The sequence below is a fragment of the Acinetobacter lwoffii genome (genome assembly GCF_022967985.1).
Classification (GTDB): domain Bacteria; phylum Pseudomonadota; class Gammaproteobacteria; order Pseudomonadales; family Moraxellaceae; genus Acinetobacter.
This window is the reverse complement of sequence record NZ_JALJVC010000007.1, coordinates 49,305-68,768: the sequence shown is the minus strand read 5'-3', so window position 1 is coordinate 68,768 and position 19,464 is coordinate 49,305. Positions and strand designations below refer to the sequence as shown.

At 41.7% G+C, this 19,464-nt stretch carries 12 protein-coding genes and 4 pseudogenes; 8 read left to right on the top strand and 8 right to left on the bottom strand.

What is annotated here, in order from left to right; genetic code table 11:
- Positions 1–292: 292 nt before the first annotated feature.
- The 4 genes from ruvA to MWG72_RS06020 form a co-directional block, all read right to left on the bottom strand.
- Positions 293–895 (bottom strand): Holliday junction branch migration protein RuvA, encoded by a 603-nt coding sequence (gene ruvA / locus MWG72_RS06035; RefSeq protein WP_004731726.1) that lies wholly within the window; start codon positions 893–895, stop codon positions 293–295.
- Between the two features lie 117 nt (positions 896–1,012).
- A complete protein-coding gene (locus MWG72_RS06030) occupies positions 1,013–2,353 on the bottom strand; it encodes a deoxyguanosinetriphosphate triphosphohydrolase (protein WP_005103835.1) in 1,341 nt (446 codons plus the stop codon).
- A gap of 196 nt (positions 2,354–2,549) precedes the next feature.
- Complete coding sequence (locus MWG72_RS06025) at positions 2,550–2,681, bottom strand: putative transporter small subunit (protein WP_004645659.1); 132 nt, start codon at positions 2,679–2,681, stop codon at positions 2,550–2,552.
- Positions 2,682–2,692: 11 nt separating this feature from the next.
- On the bottom strand, positions 2,693–4,330 hold the full coding sequence (locus MWG72_RS06020) for a sodium:solute symporter family transporter (protein WP_247143451.1): 1,638 nt from the start codon (positions 4,328–4,330) through the stop codon (positions 2,693–2,695).
- A gap of 1,305 nt (positions 4,331–5,635) precedes the next feature.
- Here MWG72_RS06020 and purL point away from each other — a divergent pair.
- Positions 5,636–9,469, top strand: coding sequence for a phosphoribosylformylglycinamidine synthase (gene purL / locus MWG72_RS06015; RefSeq protein ID WP_247143450.1), 3,834 nt, complete (start codon positions 5,636–5,638; stop codon positions 9,467–9,469).
- 312 nt (positions 9,470–9,781) lie between these two features.
- Positions 9,782–9,907 (top strand): KGW motif small protein, encoded by a 126-nt coding sequence (locus MWG72_RS15515; protein ID WP_005103832.1) that lies wholly within the window; start codon positions 9,782–9,784, stop codon positions 9,905–9,907.
- A gap of 184 nt (positions 9,908–10,091) precedes the next feature.
- Here the strand turns inward: MWG72_RS15515 and MWG72_RS06010 are convergent, their stop codons facing one another.
- Both MWG72_RS06010 and MWG72_RS06005 read right to left on the bottom strand, forming a co-directional pair.
- A complete protein-coding gene (locus tag MWG72_RS06010; RefSeq protein WP_247143449.1) occupies positions 10,092–10,730 on the bottom strand; it encodes a hypothetical protein in 639 nt (212 codons plus the stop codon).
- Between the two features lie 79 nt (positions 10,731–10,809).
- Positions 10,810–11,379 carry a hemerythrin domain-containing protein gene (locus MWG72_RS06005; RefSeq protein WP_247143448.1) on the bottom strand — a complete coding sequence of 190 codons (570 nt, stop codon included), beginning with the start codon at positions 11,377–11,379 and terminating at the stop codon, positions 10,810–10,812.
- Positions 11,380–11,444: 65 nt separating this feature from the next.
- Here MWG72_RS06005 and MWG72_RS06000 point away from each other — a divergent pair, with 65 nt between their 5' ends.
- Positions 11,445–11,672 (top strand): hypothetical protein, encoded by a 228-nt coding sequence (locus MWG72_RS06000; protein WP_247143447.1) that lies wholly within the window; start codon positions 11,445–11,447, stop codon positions 11,670–11,672.
- Positions 11,673–11,931: 259 nt separating this feature from the next.
- Here MWG72_RS06000 and MWG72_RS05995 read toward each other — a convergent pair whose 3' ends face one another.
- Complete coding sequence (locus tag MWG72_RS05995) at positions 11,932–13,674, bottom strand: FAD-dependent oxidoreductase (protein ID WP_247143446.1); 1,743 nt, start codon at positions 13,672–13,674, stop codon at positions 11,932–11,934.
- 170 nt (positions 13,675–13,844) lie between these two features.
- Here MWG72_RS05995 and MWG72_RS05990 point away from each other — a divergent pair.
- The 5 genes and pseudogenes from MWG72_RS05990 to MWG72_RS05965 all read left to right on the top strand — a co-directional run bounded on the left by MWG72_RS05990 (position 13,845) and on the right by MWG72_RS05965 (position 18,503).
- Positions 13,845–14,725 (top strand): annotated as a pseudogene (locus MWG72_RS05990) (LysR substrate-binding domain-containing protein).
- A 17-nt stretch (positions 14,726–14,742) separates the two neighbouring features.
- Positions 14,743–15,060 (top strand): YqfO family protein, encoded by a 318-nt coding sequence (locus tag MWG72_RS05985; RefSeq protein WP_168730829.1) that lies wholly within the window; start codon positions 14,743–14,745, stop codon positions 15,058–15,060.
- Between the two features lie 140 nt (positions 15,061–15,200).
- Positions 15,201–16,665 (top strand): annotated as a pseudogene (locus MWG72_RS15620) (carotenoid oxygenase family protein).
- A gap of 301 nt (positions 16,666–16,966) precedes the next feature.
- Positions 16,967–17,275 (top strand): annotated as a pseudogene (locus MWG72_RS05970) (helix-turn-helix domain-containing protein); the annotation flags it as partial.
- Between the two features lie 357 nt (positions 17,276–17,632).
- Positions 17,633–18,503 (top strand): annotated as a pseudogene (locus MWG72_RS05965) (IS982 family transposase).
- A gap of 111 nt (positions 18,504–18,614) precedes the next feature.
- On the opposite strand, the gene MWG72_RS05960 reads toward MWG72_RS05965, so the two are convergent.
- A complete protein-coding gene (locus MWG72_RS05960) occupies positions 18,615–19,409 on the bottom strand; it encodes a nitroreductase family protein (protein WP_247143443.1) in 795 nt (264 codons plus the stop codon).
- Between the last annotated feature and the right edge of the window lie 55 nt (positions 19,410–19,464).

Below are 19,464 nucleotides of genomic sequence, written 5' to 3'. Positions count from 1 at the left end.
TTTTGACACGGCCTCAAATATGGATCTGAATCCTAAGATTTTCGCCTAGGCGAGGAATTGAATTTTTGCAGAGTCTTTCCAATCAGATTTATATCTGAGTATTAACCTGCGGTTCGCCTTACTTTTGTTTCGGCAAAAGTAAGCAAAACCACCGTCATTCGCAAAACTCGTCGAATATTGATTCTTATCGAATATATCGCAGAAACATTTAACTATAAATGTCTCCTGCCTCAAACAGTTGCGAATGACTTTTACGCGTATCAGATTTTATCCTGTAACTTGGATATCATCTCTATTTATTCATCGACTTCAACGCTGCGCGGATAATATCGCTGGCTTCGGTAAATTCACCTTTGGCAGCATTCACCAGTTTTTGTGCCTCAGCAGGTTTATAGCCCAAGGACTGTAATGCAGCTTCCGCTTCAGCCACGGCTGAATTACCCATAAACTGAATTTGTGGTGCAGTTGAATTGCTTGGTGCAGCACCTGAAGCCATGGCTTTAAAGCGGTCACGCAATTCAATCATCAGGCGTTCTGCAGTCTTTTTACCCACCCCCGGAACTTTGACCAGAGTGTTGATATCTTCATGTTCAACGGTGTGGATCAGCATTTCCACACTTAAAGTGGAAAGAATACCAAGCGCCATTTTCGGACCAACACCGTTCACCTTTAATAAGGTACGGAAAATGGTTTTTTCCTGCGCATTGATAAAGCCATAAAGTAACTGGGCATCTTCACGAACAGCAAGATGGGTCCACAGGGTAATTTTCTGGCCTTTTTGCAACTGACAGAAAGTGGTTAAAGGGGTGTCAATTTCATAACCTACGCCGTTTACATTTAATAAAACAGTCGGTGCTTCCAGCGCCAGTACTTCCCCAATCAGGCATCCAATCATTTTTTATACATACTCAAATTTAATACAGGCATAGTAGTCAGCATTTTCGATAAAGGCAAAACTCTATCATTCAAAAACAGTGATTTTGCTGAGATTATCATCAGGCGCTCGTTCGCATTAGAGTAACCCGGCTTTATTGCCATGCAGTTCCTGCGCCAGATTATAAGCCTGATGATCCGAGAACTTGGAGACAATATCTAGCACCTGCATAATGTTGTCATAATGATCAGCGCTAAACTGCGCACCCGAGCGTTTTAAAATAGCCATTAAACGCTGCTCTTTAAAGCTTAAAGTTTTGTGCGGCGTGGTCAGTGGAATAAAGGCATCCAGAATCGTTTGCAGACTTTGATGCGCGATAATTTCCAGACCGGCTTTTTGTGGATGTTCGAAGATCTTGTCTCGCGCCAGTTCTTTGGCCCGGTTAATGCCAATCTCAATGTCGGCACTACAATAACCCAGCAATGAGCCTTGCAATTGGCCCATCAGAATTTCCTGCTGATGTCGGGCAAAGGCTGTGGTGACTTCATCTACCAGACGTTTCATGACCCGACCACGTAAGGCGGCAATTTTTTGTTGCCAGGTGGTATTAGGCAGATTGATTTCTTCAGGTGTGCCATATTCTCCCAGCAAGTTCAGGAAAACTGGCTCGACTTCGGCATAGCTGAGCATATTCAGGCTAATGCCATCTTCCAGATCAATCAGGGCATAGCAGATGTCATCCGCAGCTTCTAAAAGATAGGTCAGCGGATGACGACAATAATGATATTCACCAAGCTGGATTAGACCTAGCTGTTCAGCAATTTCCTGCAAAATTTCTTTTTCAGACTGGTAACAACCAAATTTTGGACGTCGGCTGGCCGGGGTGTTACCAGTCGGGTCAATCGCCTCAGAGAGCCATGGGTATTTAAGATAGGCGCCGAGCGTGGCATAGGTCAGGCGCATGCCGCCATCATAGGGATGATAATCAATCTTGGTCAGCAGGCGCAGGCCTTGGGCATTGCCTTCAAACTGGCGGACATCGGCTTCCTGTTCAGGACTTAAATCTTTTAAAAAGTCGGTATGAGAAGCATCGTCAAACCATTCCCGAATGGCGTATTCACCGGCATGACCAAAAGGCGGGTTGCCAATATCATGTGCCAGACAGGCAGCCTGAATGATGGCACCGACATCAGCCGGAGAAATCCAGGCAGGTAAATTATCTTTGATTTTCTCGGCAGCCAGCATACCCAGTGAACGGCCAATACAGGAGACTTCCAGCGAATGGGTCAAACGGGTATGAATGCCATCGTGCTGGGTCAGTGGATGGACCTGGGTTTTGCGGTTTAACTGCCGGAAGCTTTGCGAAAAAATAATACGGTCATAATCTTTATGAAACGGGCTGCGTGCCAGTTCAGTGCTCTGCTTTTTACTACCAATCCGAACTGTCGAAAGCAGTTCTAACCAACGCATTTGAGTCATTTATCATTATTCAGTGATCCACTATTTGCATCATGCCAAAAAACTGGTTCGGGGACTAGGGCAGTGCGACATGAATTGTCTTGCTGCATATTGTTATTTCAGTCAGCTGGAAAAAACTAAGAATTAAAAATCGAAATCATCAAATGAACAATAAAAAAGCAGACTCAATGGCCTGCTTTTTGTTTAAGGCGAAGAATCAGATTAGCTCTTCGCCATTTTTCTTGGCCTGTTGTGTGTCTTTATAGACATTCAGGCAAATCGTGAACAAGACCAGGCTTGCCACCAATGGCCAAAAAAGTACATATAGAGTCAATAATTGACTTGTCATCTGAAATCTCCTTATTTACTTTTCTCAGATAGATGGTGAAATTCAATCACCATCTTGTTGATTTGTTTAAAATCAAATCGTTCTTTGCTGTAGAGTAGCGTCAACACAGTACATACCAGCGCACTACTGCCATACGCTGTCAGTGAGCTTAACAAGGTGCCGTATTCACGCAAGAAGCCGATGGTCCATGGCATGAAGCCAATACTGGCCAATATGCCAACGACCAGACCCACTTTCTTGCCAAAGAAACCAAAGGTCATCAGACCCAGCACCACACCAATCCCCAGGGTCGCAACGAGTTCAAAGCCAAGTGCGATCAATCCCTGAATCGGAAGCCATTCAAAACGTACTATCAGAAAGCTGAAAAATGCGAGGCCCACTGACCAGTTAAAGGCCCGGGCATTCACCTTGTCCCAATACAGGCTGACAATCACCGGGAACACAATAGAGCCCCAAAGTGCACCTACAAAAATCAGCATCGACAAAATGTCAAACTTCAAGGTGGCAATCACAATCCCCAGCATGGTGGCAACGATCATGGTCATACGGCCAATAAACAGCATTTTCTTTGGATCAGGACGGTTTTTCGCAATCTGTTTGCCATAAATGTCCGTCATGACAATCGCAGACAGGGCAGACAGATCCGAGTCAGCGGTAGAAGACAGGGCTCCAATCACCATGATGAATAACAGCGCGACCATAAATGGAGAAAGATAAGTCGCTGCCATTTGCGGAATCAGGTTATTCAGGTTGCCATCAATAGGTTGAATACCTGTAAATAGTGCCAATAACCCCAGCATGCCTAGACCAATGACAATTGCAGCATAACCAATGGTTGCAGTGATAAAACTCGGTTTGATCAGGTCTTCACGGACTGCAAACAGGCGCTGGGCAATGGTCTGATTACCAATTGCATAGGCCAATACAGCAACAAAAAAAGGCGCGCCTTGTTCCAGAAAGGCCGTTTTAGAGAAAAAATCCAGCTGTTCCGGTTGCAGGTTATGAATCCCGCTTTGAAACAGGGAAGGTCCGCCTAAGGTGAAAAATAAGGTTGGAATAATAATCACAGCCGCGACAATCATCGCCACCAGTTGACCAAAATCGGTAAAGACTGAGGAACGGAAGCCCGACCAGAGGGTATAGGACAGTACACCGATACCGGTAATCAGCACGCCATGGATAAAGCTTAAAGGAGATAAAATTTCAACCAGTGCCCCGGCAGCGGTAAAGTTCACCATCAGGCTGATCACGCTACCCACAATATTGGAACCCGCCAGAATCATCTGGCTTTGGTTGCCATGCCGGGCATGCATGATTTCTGCCAAGGTGTGGGCATTAGGCGCCAGTTCACGAAAGCGCTTGCCAAAGGGATAGATAAATAAAATCATCAGCGCACCCCACAAACCATAGTGTAGGGCACCGGAAACGCCGTATGTATATCCGGATGAAGCTGCTGCATAAAACGAGGCGGCCCAGATCCAGGTGGCGGTCATACTGGCCGCAGACATTCCAAATCCGATGGAGCCATTCGAGACCATGTAGCCATCAACATTCTCATTTTTCTGTTTAATACGTAACGATAGTAAAAAAGTGATGCCATAGAAAAGCACCATCAATAGTACAGTTGCTGTACTAGTGAATTGAAACATACATACTCCTTAAGCGGGTCACCTTTTGTTTTTGAAAATTAAATCATTGGTGACAGATTAAGGCTCTAAAATAGACAGAGCAGTGAAGCTATAGAACATCAAAAAATTAGTGTCCGAATATAGAATTTATATTCATCTCTACAGCAGAAAGGAAAAACCATTGCCAGGCCCAGAATTTGGACAATTCCTCAGCAATTCGGCTAGAGCTTAACATAAAATCATCAAATTTACTGATGAAGTGTCTATTTGGTAAGATTCTTAGCTGATATAGACGTGTGGGCCTGTTATTCTGTTAGTTGAATAAAAAAGAAAATTTTCTATATTTTTTCAGCCATTACAAATATTTATTTTAAACTTTTCGAGTTAAATAAAACCTGAGAATACGGATTAAATAAAAAAGGTAACAAAATTTTATTATTAATCATTTCTTCATTATTTTTTTATATAAGCCTCATAATTCCTGGTAAATTTCCTCATAAATATAAGTGGTATTTTGCTATTTATATTGTGTTTTTTACGCATAATAGAGCTCATGAATAAATGATGAAATTTCAAAATATTGGATATGGTGGGGGATTTTGTCGATATATTTTTTGGTCTTTTAGATGAGTAAATTTCGCTTAATTATGATCTGAGAAGATAAAAATCAAATATAAAAAAATAAAAGGCCCAAATAAGAAACTTTATTTTTATTCTTTTAGAAGGTGAGAATGGATGTCCGGTTTTTTCCCCGCAGATGATGTCAGATTAAAATACCACTCAGTATTAATTATTCTTTCATAGAGGGGAGTAATTTGCCTCTGTTACTGTAATGGCGGAGATCAGCGGAGAACTGTTCCTTGTAGTACAGAAAACGGCAGAAGACCTTTAACCAGTTTTCTAATCTTAGAAGTCAAAGTTAAGAGTCAATCAAAAGAATCAAAAACAGTCTGCAAAAAATACGACTTCATTAAATCTTGTAATCAAGTATTTCATTTTGGCCTAAATAGGAATTTTGGCAGGTCATGACAATAAAACCTGAATTTGATTTTGTCCCGATTGTTGTTGAAAAATAATACAATTTTTATGCAGAAAATTATTCTGAAGCGGTTTTGATTTTTCTTGAAAAAAATGTGTTAACCTGTGCGACTACATTCAATTTTCCTGACTGAAAATAAACGAAATATTTTAAAAGTCCAGGATATTTCAGACGTAGTTTTCTGATTTGGCATCTAGCCGATTTCCTTATTTCACAGTAGAATATGCGCTCTCTCAAGTCACATTGTGGCATGGTTGTTCAGACCATCCCGTGGAGCCAAAATCAGCATGTTTATCGTTGCCGGTGCACCCGCACATTCTTCTTTTAAGAAAACTCAACTATTATCGCGTTTGACGTCAATTAGTTCTGTTCAATCAATTGAAAGTCAATGGGTCTACCTCTTTGACCAAGCGCTCAGCGAGCAACAACAGCAATCAGCTTTACAGCTTCTCAACGATGGTCAATCTTTTGAATTGCACCAGGCTGCAAGTGATGAAATCCAGATTTTAGTCACACCGCGCGTCGGAACCATCTCTCCTTGGTCCTCTAAAGCGACGGACATTTTCAAAAACTGTAATACGCCGGTTCATCGACTTGAACGCGGCGTTTTATTTACTTTGAAGGGCGTAAAAGAGCTTTCTAAAGAAGCATTGCAAGTACTTCACGACCGTATGACCGAAAGCGTATTCAATGCGATTGAAGATGCTGCGGTATTATTTGTGGAAACTGCGCCAAAACCACTGAACTCGATTGATATTCTGGGTGAAGGTAAAGAAGCACTTGTAAAAGCCAACAACGAGTTTGGTTTTGCATTATCAATGGATGAAATTGATTACCTGACTGAAGCTTTCATCAAGCTAGGCCGTAATCCAAATGACATCGAACTGATGATGTTTGCTCAAGCCAACTCTGAGCATTGTCGTCATAAAATCTTCGGTTCAGAATGGACGATTGATGGTGAAGTTCAGCCATTGTCATTGTTCCAGATGATCAAGAACACCTATAAAGAATCACCAACAGACGTATTGTCGGCTTATAAAGACAACGCTTCGGTGATTGTTGGTTCGGATACCCAGCGTTTTTATCCAACCCAAGAAGACAATGGTCATCAGGTTTATAAATACAAGAGCCAGGCCGCGCATATCCTGATGAAAGTGGAAACCCACAACCATCCAACTGCGATTGCACCATTTGCCGGTGCAGCGACAGGTTCAGGCGGTGAAATCCGTGACGAAGGTGCGACCGGTCGTGGTGGTAAGCCTAAAGCAGGTTTAACCGGCTTCACCGTATCTAACCTGAATATTCCGGGCTTTGAACAGCCTTGGGAAGAAAACTACGGCAAACCATCGCGTATGGCATCGCCGTTACAAATCATGATTGAAGGCCCATTGGGTGGTGCTGCGTTCAATAACGAATTTGGTCGTCCAGCTTTAAATGGTTACTTCCGTACTTTTGAACAAAACGTCAATGGCGATGTTAAAGGTTTCCATAAGCCAATCATGATCGCTGGTGGTTACGGAAATATCCGTCCAGATCACGTTGAAAAAGATCCGATCTTACCGGGTGACTTATTGATCGTGCTCGGTGGTCCAGCCATGCTGATCGGTCTTGGCGGGGGTGCTGCATCTTCTGTAGATAGCGGCAAATTGGGCGAGAACCTTGATTTTGCCTCAGTACAACGTGAAAACCCGGAAATGGAACGCCGTTGCCAAGAAGTGATCGATACTTGCTGGCGCATGGAAGACCACAACCCAATCGTGTCGGTACATGATGTCGGTGCGGGTGGTGTATCAAATGCCATGCCTGAACTGGTGAATGATCACGAATTGGGTGCGGTGCTAGATCTTCGTAAGATTCCATCTTTAGAACCTGGCATGTCGCCAATGGAGATCTGGTCAAACGAAGCGCAAGAACGTTATGTATTGGCGATTCGTCCATCTTCTTTAGAATTATTTGAGTCAATCTGTGCGCGTGAACGTTGTCCGTTTGCAGTACTGGGTGAGGCGACTGAAGCACGTCACTTAACCGTTGAAGATCCATTGTTCGGCAACAAACCGGTGGATATGCCAATGCAGGTGATGCTTGGCGGTACTCCGCGTATGAGCCGTTCCTATGAAACGATTGAACGTAAAGGCGATGATTTTGACGCGGCTAAAGTTACGGATTTAAAAGATGCGATTTATCGCGTTCTGAAAAACCCGACAGTGGCTTCTAAATCATTCCTGATTAGTATTGGTGACCGTTCGATTACCGGTATGGTCGCGCGTGACCAGATGGTGGGTCGCTGGCAGGTTCCTGTCGCGGATGCTGCAGTAACAACTACAAGTCTTGTCGGTTACACCGGTGAAGCAATGGCAATGGGTGAACGTCCTCCAGTAGCGTTGTTGAATCCTGCTGCATCAGCACGTTTATCTGTGGCTGAATCGATCTCTAACATCATGTCTGCGAAGATTGAAAAAATCAGCGACATCAAATTGTCTGCAAACTGGATGGCTGCTGCGGGTCAACCTGGCGAAGACCAGGCATTGTTCGAAGGCGTGAAAGCTATCGGTATGGAAATGTGTCCTGCACTCGGTATCGCGATTCCGGTCGGTAAAGACTCATTGTCTATGCGTACCACCTGGAATGACGAAGGTGAAGACAAGTCTGTGACTTCTCCAATGTCAGGTGTGATCACTGCATTTGCACCAGTGACTGATGTACGTCAAACACTGACTCCTGAATTAAAAGATATTGAATCTGTACTGGTTCGTATTGATCTGTCTAAAGGTCAATTCCGTTTAGGTGGTTCGATCCTGGCGCAGGTGTATAAAGCAATCGGTTCTGTGACTCCTGATGTAGATAGCTTCGATGATTTCAAGGCATTCTTCGCATTGGTTCAAGACTGGAACAACCGTGGTCTGATCAAGGCATACCATGACATCGGTGATGGTGGTTTACTAGCGACTGTTGCAGAAATGATGTTCGCATCACGTCTGGGTGTAGCACTAGAAGATCAATCAACTGCAAGCTTATTCGCTGAAGAAATTGGTGCTGTCCTTCAAATCGCCAAAGCAGACTGGGAAGCATTACAAGCTGAAGTTGCAGCATCTACGCTTAAAGATGCAATTGCAGTGGTTGGTACTGTAAATAATTCTGACCAATTGTCTGTAAATGGTCTGGTACTTGAACGTGCTGATCTGCAAGTGGCATGGACTGAAGTTTCTCATCAAATCCAACGCCTGCGTGACAACGTACAAACTGCAGATCAGGAATTTGCCTTAATTACCGATAAAGCACACCAAGGTATTATCGCCCAACCCACATTCGACTTGAATGAAGCGATTGAAGCACCTTTCATTAACTTGCGTCGTCCAAATATGGCAATTCTGCGTGAGCAGGGTGTCAATGGTCATATCGAAATGGCGGCAGCTTTCGACAAAGTGGGCTTCAATACTGTTGACGTACATATGAGTGACTTGCTGGCAGGTCGTATCAGCCTGGATGATTTTGAAGGTCTGGTGACGTGTGGTGGCTTCTCGTATGGTGACGTAATGGGCGCTGGCGGCGGTTGGGCGAAATCAGTATTGTTCAATGCTAAATTGCGTGACCAGTTTGAGAAATTCTTTAACCGTCAAGAAACCTTCTCGCTCGGTATCTGTAACGGCTGTCAAATGTTGTCTCAATTGGCTCCATTAATTCCGGGTGCGGATGCTTGGCCACGTTTCCACCGCAATACGTCTGAAGTATTTGAAGCGCGCGCAGTGAACGTTCGTGTGGAAAAATCGAATTCAGTCTTGTTGCAAGACATGCAAGGTTCGATTCTGCCGATCGCTGTGGCACATGGTGAAGGTCGGGCAGTTGCAACGGCGGAAAACTTTGCTGCACTGAATGCATCGAATCAGGTCGTTTTACGCTATGTTGACAGCCATGGTAATGCAACTGAACAGTATCCATTGAACCCGAATGGTTCACCAGAAGGTATTACCGGTGTAACGTCTCAGGATGGCCGTGCAACGATTATGATGCCGCACCCTGAACGTAACTTCCGCGCGATCCAGCATTCATGGAAACCAGAAGACTGGGATCAGGATGGTGCTTGGTTACGTATGTTCCGTAATGCACGTGAATTTATTGGCTAATTTGTTTTAGCTTGAAAAAGGGTTGCGGAAGCAGCCCTTTTTTATTGAAGAAATCACTGGAATAGCTGCAAAACTGGAAAATCTTTCAGCTTTTGTTTAGACTATCTTCATCAATTGCCACCTTTAGGTGGCTTTTTGTTTTTTAAGGATTTTGATTTTTTAATTTTCCTTCTCCTTACGGACTTGGTTTAGATTTTGCTTTCATATTGTATATAAAGTGCTATGGTATGTTTTATGCACAACTTTATTGCACTATAAAAGAAAGATGGAATAGATCGGTTCAGTATCAATTCTCAAAGATGAGGTGATGACATGGCTAAGACACTCAGAATAATGGATAAGGCAGCAATGCGTCAGAAAGGTTGGTGGTTATTCGGTTTTGTTGTTGGTTTACAGATGCTGTTTTTGGTAGGTAGTTATTTGTTACAGGGTTCTTGATCATAAGATTTTAAAAAGCCACCGTTAAGGTGGTTTTTTTACGTATAGCGTGTAGATGGAATTGTTACTTTGAAGGATGAGGAATATATTCCGTAAGGTAACCAAAATCCTTTCTCAGCCTGATGGGCGTCCATGTCCCACAGTCTGACGGGCGACATCCATGTCGCAGGGCATGTGATGTTACTTAGTCCTTGAAAATATATTTATAAAAAAAGAAATACTCCTCCTGAATTTTATAGTCATAAGGGGTGTTATTTTGAGCTTCTGAAAACCATGAGCCATCTGCTAATTTTTTAATGAAACCAAAGCTAATTAGATCCATATTAGCTAAAGGAATACTTACGATTCGTTGATGAGGATTTATAGAATATTCAAGATATAAATTTTCGATAAGAGTTATTAAGTGATTATTTAACTTCGTAATAATATAAGTATATTTATCAAACTCTTGTTTTGATATTTTTTTATCTTTTAAAAGTAGAGTTACACGGCCAACCATACGAGCTTGGCGTTCTAAATAGGTTTGATCCAGAATACCTAAAATTTCCAGACCAATTTCTGCATTAGATTTTTGTTTAAAGAACTTCTCGACAAAACCATTATCGAGATTTTCTGTTTCTTGGATAAAAGCTAAAAGCTGTTTCTGCTCTTTTAATATTCGAAATCTAGTATAAGTCTCAATTGAACCTGTAATGAGAGATGCAAAAGGAATCGACTTAACAGCATCTTCAAGGAAGCTATTTGCAGTCTTAAATAAAATTTCATCACTGAGGTTTTCAGTAGTTGTTAGTAAAATTTCTGATGTATTTCCATGTTTTGTCATAATTTAAAAATTATAGATTTTATTAATTAACAATCATAAATGAAAAAGACCACCCTAGAATGGTCTTTTTTATAGCTACTTAAATACGATTATACAAGGTATAGAGCTCTTTTTCTTCGCGCTCAATACGTTGCACCAATGCAGAACCAATCGCTTCATATTCTGCTCTGAATTCAGCAGCAGATACTCGGTTTACCCCAAAATCCATCCAATAATCTATAAACTTAATTACAGTACGTTCAATGACACGCATTTCCTTTCTAAACTGACGTAAAGATAAAAATACCTGGCTTTGTTCTTTTAAGCCTTGTTCCAAGTAACCATAAAACTTGATATTTTCAGCATCTAAATGCGCTTTAAAATCTTGTTTGAATTGAGCTAATTGATCAGACAGTAAATGATATTCCTCTAGATTTAAAGAATTGCCAATGTTGCTGTATAGACTCAGAAGTTGTTGGTGATCTAGTTCCAAATGTTTAATCAGATTCGGATAAAAAGGAATACCCACCTCATCATGTTTAGAGGTGGTATCAATCGAGTGACGATTACCCAAATCTAACGCCGTTTCATTTTGTGGATTGTCCGCTTTGGATGGGTTAAATCCCTTGAAAAGTGATGAAAATAACTGTTTTAACCAATTAAATAACATTGGGGAAATCCTGAATTTAGGTTTTATTTTCAAATCAAGATCATCCATTCTTTTGATTTGAAAACATGAAATTTTTGCGTTTAAGTGTTTCAGGCCGGCATGTCATTGGCATTGCATTCGCGGTATCAATGAGAGGATCAAAACTTGAAGTTAAGTTTTCGACCATTCCTAAAGCCGTCGAATATCTGGGAGAGATTTGCCATGACATGTGCTTATCTCATAAAGAACATATCTTGCTGAATGAGTGGGGGGAGAAGTTTGAACCACAGATCAACAAAATGAATGTGTCTTAGCTATACAAGGCAGAACAGTATGACTAAACCTGAATGAGTTTAGCTAAACTGCATTAATGTGAAATTTATCACAAAATCAATCGTATATGTGTATTGGTATGGGTGAAATGGTTGCGATTAAATGAGTTTTAATCAATTAGTGAGTTTAGGAAGGAAATTTTAGAACAAAGTGGCTTCAAGAAAGGCTGAGAGTCAGTATATGTTGTTATTTTAAAAGTATAAAAAACCACCCGAAGGTGGTCTTTTCAAAAATTATTCATTAAATAACTAGCTGAACCTGTTTGAGTACTGCTTTCAGCGTATTTTCATAATCAAAAGCTTTATTGGTACTGTCCTGATAACGCCAAGCCACATAACCATCCGGACGAACCAGTACTGCACCAGATTCATGAATTTCAGACTTGGCATTCCAGGTTCCATACACATCACGATAGTCACGTGAACCAATCTGAGTCACATCCAGATATGGCAAATCCAATGCTTCTGCCGCCTGTTTCCAGCCTTTACCGGATAAACCTGTGAGCAGGGTAAAACGACCTTTACCCGTAATATCCAGTGTCGACTGCTTTTGACCTTTGGCATTGATCAGCCAAGTATGCGGAACTTTAGCGCCTGGGCGAGTGGTTGCCTGTAAATAAAGCTGCTCATCTTTTTCAAAAATCTCAGGCTCGGATTCTGCAAGCACCGTATTGGAGCTATATCGCTGGTTCAGTTCTACACCTTGTGCATTAAATTCGAAGTTTTTAATTTCCAAAGCTTCAAATAGTTTTTGACGGATTTCAGCACCTTGCTCATCTTCCGCAAAGATACGTTCCAGCATTTGCTTCTGAGTCGTCACACCTTGATCAAAACCAAAGACTTCTTTCAGGTATTTATAATCAAAACGTGACTGGTTCGCACGCGCTACAATCTGCTTGCCGACCGGTGCACGCTCGGTGGTATAGGAATCCAGCAGGGAAGGTGCAGCCCAGCCTTTTACCGCGTATGCCAGTTTCCAGCCTAGATTAAAGGCATCCTGCATGCAGGTATTTGAACCTAGGCCACTCGATGGTGGATGACGGTGTACTGCATCACCACCACAGAACACTCGACCTTTAGAATATTCAGTGGCCCAGGTCTGGTTCACATACCAGTACGATAATTTCTGGATTTCAACTTCTTCGACTTCAGTACCAACAAAAGCATTCAGGCGGGCACGGACCTGTTCTTCAGTAACTTGTGGTTCGCCTTTGGAAATGTCAAAGCCCCAACCCATGATCCATTCATTCCATGGCGTAATGGCACGTAACAATCCCATACCGAGATCGCCAAAGCTGGCTTCAGGATTCACGATCCATTGCAGAATCGCAGGACGGTGCTGAACGTATTGAGAAAGATCAGCTTTAAAGGTCACATAGACGGTACCGGCACGTGCCATCACGCCTTCCAGTGGCAAGCCGAGCTGTTCCAATACACGAGATTTAGCACCATCCATACCCACCAGATATTTTGCTCTTAAGCTAAATTCAGTATTGGTAATGCGGTTCAGGAAAGTAGCAGTCACGCCATCTTCGTCCTGCACATGTGACAGGTATTCAGTATTGAAGTTATAAATTGCACCACGTTCACCGGCATTTTTCACCAGTAAAGCTTCCATTTTTGGCTGAATCAGATCGACTAATGGACATGGACTGCCTTGGATATAGTCACCATGACGTTCATCACCGGTACCCCATGCACTTAAACGGGCGATTTCTTCGCCGACCAGACTGGTGGTAATCAGGCTTTCACCCATCTGTTCCCATGGTGTTGCAATCTCTTTAACCTGTTCTTCAATACCTAAATCACGTAATACTTCCATGGCACGCTGATTGGTAATATGGGCACGCGGACTATTGGCCAGCCAGCTAAACTGGGTAAACAGTTGTACCTTGATACCATAATTCGCCAAAGCCAAACCTAATGTTGAACCTGCAGGACCGGTACCAATGATCAGAACATCAGTGTCATAGTGTTGTGTCATACAAGACTCCATGTGTATAGGTGAAGAACAAGCTATCTATATAATCAGGCAGTCTAGTAAAACAGGATCTGTTGATATAGCGATATTCATATAAACTATCGACCTATTCTTATTTGCAATACGTGGGTCATAATCTTAAGATGCTGACCTGATCAGAAACCGGGCAGGCTATGGAACTTCGACATTTACGCTATTTTATTACTGTGGCGCAGCAACAAAGTTTTCCAAGGCTGCCGAAAAACTGTTTACCGCTCAGCCGTCATTAAGCCAGTAAATTAAGGATCTGGAGCAGGAAGTAGGCGTCATGCTGTTTGATCGTTCATCCAGAAAGGTCAAACTCACCGATGAAGGGCAGGCTTTTCAGATCTATGCCGAAAAAGCACTGGAAAATGCTAAACTGGCAGTAGCAGCAGCGCGTCAGGTTGCGCAGCAGAAAAATAACCAGATTCACATTGGCTTCCTGAATGTCGCAGAAATAAAAGTGATGCCACAGATTCTGGCCCAGCTTAAAAAAACCATGCCGGACTTAAAAATCCATCTGCATAGCCTGACCTGTATGGAACAGATTCAGCGGCTAAAAAATGCTGAACTGGATTTATGTATTACCCGCTTTCATCTGGACCATCCAGATTTTGAGAATATTCATTTATTAACCGAGCAAATTTATCTGATAGCCGCTCAGCACTTACATTCTACAGATCGAATCCTGAAATTACAGGAACTGAAAAATCACAATATGATTATGTGCGAGCAGAATGCTTCGCCCGTATTTTATGAAAAGCTGGATAGACTACTCTGCATTGATCAGCTTGAGCATGAACAGCTGTTGTGGGTGACCAATGTCTTGCAACACATCAATCTGACCAATATGGGAATGGGCTTTAGTTTTGCGCCTGAATATTTACTGCGGTTTTTGAATGATCATGTGAAAATTGTCCAGACTGATCAGGCACTGCCAAAACTGGGCTTGTATGCAACATTTAACAAGAATTCCCAAAATCCTGCATTGAAGATGATTACCCAAGCCCTTAACAATACGACAAGTATCTGAATTGCAGGAAGGAATATATGTTAAAGCTGATTTATTACGTACCGGATGAAAATTTGGAAGACACCAAGAATGCGATATTTGCAGCAGGGGCAGGCGGCATTGGTGAGTATACGGACTGTGCCTGGCAGGTTTTAGGAACCGGACAGTTTAAGCCGCAGGAAGGTGCAGATCCTCATATTGGTGAAGTGGGTAAACTGGAACAGGTGGAAGAATGGCGGGTAGAAATTCTGGTGCCGGATGAAAAGGCAGTCAAAGTGGCCAAGGCGCTGAAAGAAAGCCATCCTTATGAAGAGCCAGCTTTTGAGTTTATTCAACTTCTGGATATCAAAGTCTAAAATTATAAAATTGATGCTCTGCTGCGGCGCGTTTGACTTGGCGCGCCGTTAGTCTAGATTCAGAAACTATCCAACCTGTTTTTGTTATTATCATCTCTGCCAGAATAATCCAAAGAAAAAATATAATAAGGAAAATAACAATGCCGTGGCCAAAACCGCTGAGCAGCGTGCTTAAGAATACTCTCAGCAAATCTATCCAGTACGGTACAGAAATCCTGCATCAGCGCATTCCATATTCACCGGATAATCCCTATCTGGAAGGTATATTTGCACCAGAGCGGCAGGAACACTTTTCCACAAATTTAAAGGTTGAAGGGCAAATTCCTGCAGAACTGGATGGCGCATTAATGCGGATTGGTCCAAATCCTATTAATGTTAAAAACCCACGCAACTATCACTGGTTTACGGGCGATGGTATGTTGCATGCGCTCAGACTGAAGGGTGGCGAGACACATTGGTATAAAAGCAGTTATATCGGTTCTGCCAGTGTGCAGAAAAAACTTCATCGACCACAAATTCCAGGTAAAACCCGAGGTGTCGCGGATGCAGTCAATACCAATGTTATCCACTTTGCCGGAAAAATCTGGGCACTGATAGAAGCGGGAGCTTATCCAGTTGAGTTGAATGCCGCACTGGAGTCAAAACGACATCATTTGTTTGAAGATGATCAGGATTTTCCATTTACTGCCCATCCGCATATTGATCCTGAAACGGGCGATATTCATGCGATTTGTTATGATGCTTTAAGTCAGAACAAAGTTTTTTTATCTACAGATAGATTCCACAGGAAAATTGAAACATCACGTCGACATTCCAGTGAAACATGGTCCGATGATTCATGATTGTGCTATTACCAGATCCCAGGTTCTGATTCTGGACCTGAATGTGAACTTTTCTGTATGCAGTGCTTTAAAGGGTTCAATGTTGCCATATCAATGGAATCCAAAACGGCAGGCACGCATGGGGATATTGCCTTTTGGCGGTAAGGCAATTGATATTCGCTGGTATGAGATTGATCCCTGTTTTATTTTTCATACCGTGAATGCTTATGAGCTGGATTCTGGTGATGTGGTTATGGATGCGGTGGTGCACCCCAAAGCATTGGTCAGTTCGATTCAGGGACCGATTGAAGATCAGGATATTCGGCTGGAGCGGTTTATTTTTGAACACGGTACTGGAAAAGTGGTGCGGACGATATTATCCGAGATGAAACAAGAATTCCCACGGATTAATGAAGCTTATACCGGACGGCCTTATCGCTATGTCTACACTATTTCCTTTGGCGAGTTTGATGATCCTTCTCATGTCAGCAGCAATACTCTTTTGAGCCATGATGTGGAAACTGGCAATTCAGAAAGCTATTCTTTTGCAGAAAACTGGGTGACAGGAGAGGTGATATTCGTCGCACGGCAAGGGGCTCAAGCCGAAAATGATGGTTGGCTGATGTCTTATGTTCATGCTTTAGATGGACGCCCATCCAAAGTGGTGATTCTGGATGCACAGCAGATGACGACAGGACCGGTTGCAACCATTCATTTGCCGGTACGTGTACCCATCGGGTTTCATTGTAACTGGATTGATTATCGGAAACTGAGAACAATATAAGCTTGAGTTGTTTACAGATAGCTATATAAGCAGAAGCCTACCTGAAATCACACGGGCTTTATCATAAGGTTTACAATTGAAATTCAATTCCAGAATTCCTGATATTTTGAGACCCAGTACAATTTGGTTTCTATATCGTAGCTACCATCAGGATTCAGGGAGATAATATAGTGGATCTTCTTACCTCGACTACGATTACCTGTATTAGTTCAGACTTGATCGTACATTCTTCTTGAAAAAGAGAAAGTTACCCGTTTTGATAAAGGTGTCGAAATCTTAATTAAACAAAGGTAACTTTCTTATGTTGCATACTAACAATCAAATCATCAAACACAAAGTCGGCTTACTCAATTTAGCTGAAGAGCTTCAAAATGTTTCTAGAGCATGCAAAGTGATGGGTGTCTCTAGAGATACTTTCTATCGCTATCATGAGTTAGTACAGTCTGGTGACATTGATGCATTAATCAATAAGTCCCGTCGAGTACCAAATCTAAAAAACCGTGTAGATGATGCTAAAGAGCTGGCGGTCATTGATTTCGCAATTCAATATCCAGCTTATGGTCAGCATCGTACCAGTAACGAATTGCGCAAGAAAGGTGTATTTGTTTCTATAAACCACATCCTGTCCTTTTAAGTGATCATTTATCTGAAATGATATTGAATTTTTCATTGGCATAGTTGAACAGCCTGATAGGATTAGACTAATAGTTGAGCTTATTAAAAGCATTATTTTTTTCATTGTGCTTCAACCCCTGTTGCTGCTTTAAATGTTAATGCTGTCCCGTAATTGGCTTTGATCCAGTTAAAATGATTTATTATTTGAATTAAACAGATGATTATTTTTTAATTATAAAAGATATCTATTATTTTTAAATAACCTGAATCTCGGATAAGAAATTGACTTGAAAAATAAGAGGACTAGAGCCATCAGTTGAGTTACCACACCAAACTTAAAGCTCTCGTCCTGATGTTCAATAGTACTGAATTATTCTGCATAATTGATGATTTCTTTCTTAAATTTGAAGCAACTTATTGGACATTTCTCAAACAAAGTTGTCATGCTGTAAGAATTCGAACTGCCCCAACTGACTATCTCTGAAATTAGTTTTATCGCCATTTGGTATAAATGCTCTCATTTCAACAATTTCAAAGCATTTTTCACATGGTTAAAGGAAGATAAAAGCGCTTTATTTAATAGCTTACCCTGTTACCAACGGATGATTCACCTCATTAATATGCATCAGTTGACACTACATGCTTTACATGTAGCCTTAATGAAAGGTCAACGGAGCCAATATTTATGGGTTGATTCAACCACTTTACCTGTCTGTAAAAACCAACGGATTCAACGCCATAAATCATTATCTAAAATTGCTTCTCGTGGTAAAAGCTTAATGGGCTGGTTCTACGGCTGTAAATTACATGTTGTGATGAATCAACTTGGAGAAATAGTTTGTTCAGCATTATCCAATGGGCATGTGGCTGACATAAAAATGGTTGAGCATTTGGTTGAGGGCTTAGAAGCAAAGCTCTATGCAGATCGTGGTTATATCAGCCAAGAACTAAAAAGTAGATTGAAAGATCAAGGTATTGATTTAATTACTTATCATCGGAAGAATATGCAGGCTATTCAACTCTGTACATCAGATGAATATCACCTAAGGCAACGCAATAAGATAGAAACATTATTCAGCTTATTGAAAGGGCAATACAATTTGGTGACGAGTAAAGCTAGAAGTGTGGCAGGCTTTTTAAGTGGGACTTATGCATCGTTATGTGCATACCAACTCACTCATCAAAATAAGCTAACAATTCAAATTATGACGTCATTGGCTTAAACAGGATTCGGGTTATGTATAGTTTTTAGCGTATAAAGAGTGAATTATGTGACATCCATGTCACAAGAGATCTATCAGATTTAAGATATTTAATTTCTATAGATGTGAAGCCTAAACCTTCTGAATAAATAGCTCACGATCAAAACGGTACTGCGGGAAGAATACTCCATCTTCAGCACGTTCACCCGCACCAATTACCATGACTGGATACTGTTCATCATTTAATTTCAGAATTTCACGAACCATCGGCTCATCAAAACCTTCCATCATACAGCTATCAAAACCATAAGCACGTAAAGCTAAGACCAGGTTTTCACAAGCAAGCGCCGTCGTTTTGGTTGCCCAGAGTTTCGCATCAGCTGGGCTGAAAGCAGACACTGGCATTTGTTTGTCCAGTGTACGGGCAACTTTGAAAGCCACTTTCTTAAAGTTACCAAAAGCATTCAGATAACCAGTCTTATAGTTGTAGGGAATATATTTATAGTATTTCTTAATCGCGGGCGGAGCTTCTGGAAATGGAAATTCATTCACATTACGTTTTGCCATTTCATCAATACGGTCGGTACGTGCGATACAGACAATTAGCTCAGAAGCTGTTTTAGCTGCCAGTTGACTCATACAGGCTTTGACCAGACTTTTTTTCTTGCCCGGATTTTGTACCACATAAAAAGTCCAAGGCTGCAAGTTCGATGAATTTGGTGCCAACAATGCCAGATCTAGACAGGCATCCAGCACTTCAACGGGAATTGGCTTTTTGGTAAATTTACGCACCGAACGTCGGCTTTCAATCACCTTACGAAAATTATCTATATCTATATCTTGAGGTGCAGGTTCGTAATAACGTTTCTTTTCTGGATTTGAACTATCTGTTGTTTGGGAAGAGGTTTGGGAGTTTTGATTTGGCATACTTCAGATTCTTGGAAAAATAAAAGATTGAGGCAGTCTAAACCACCTCGTTGAA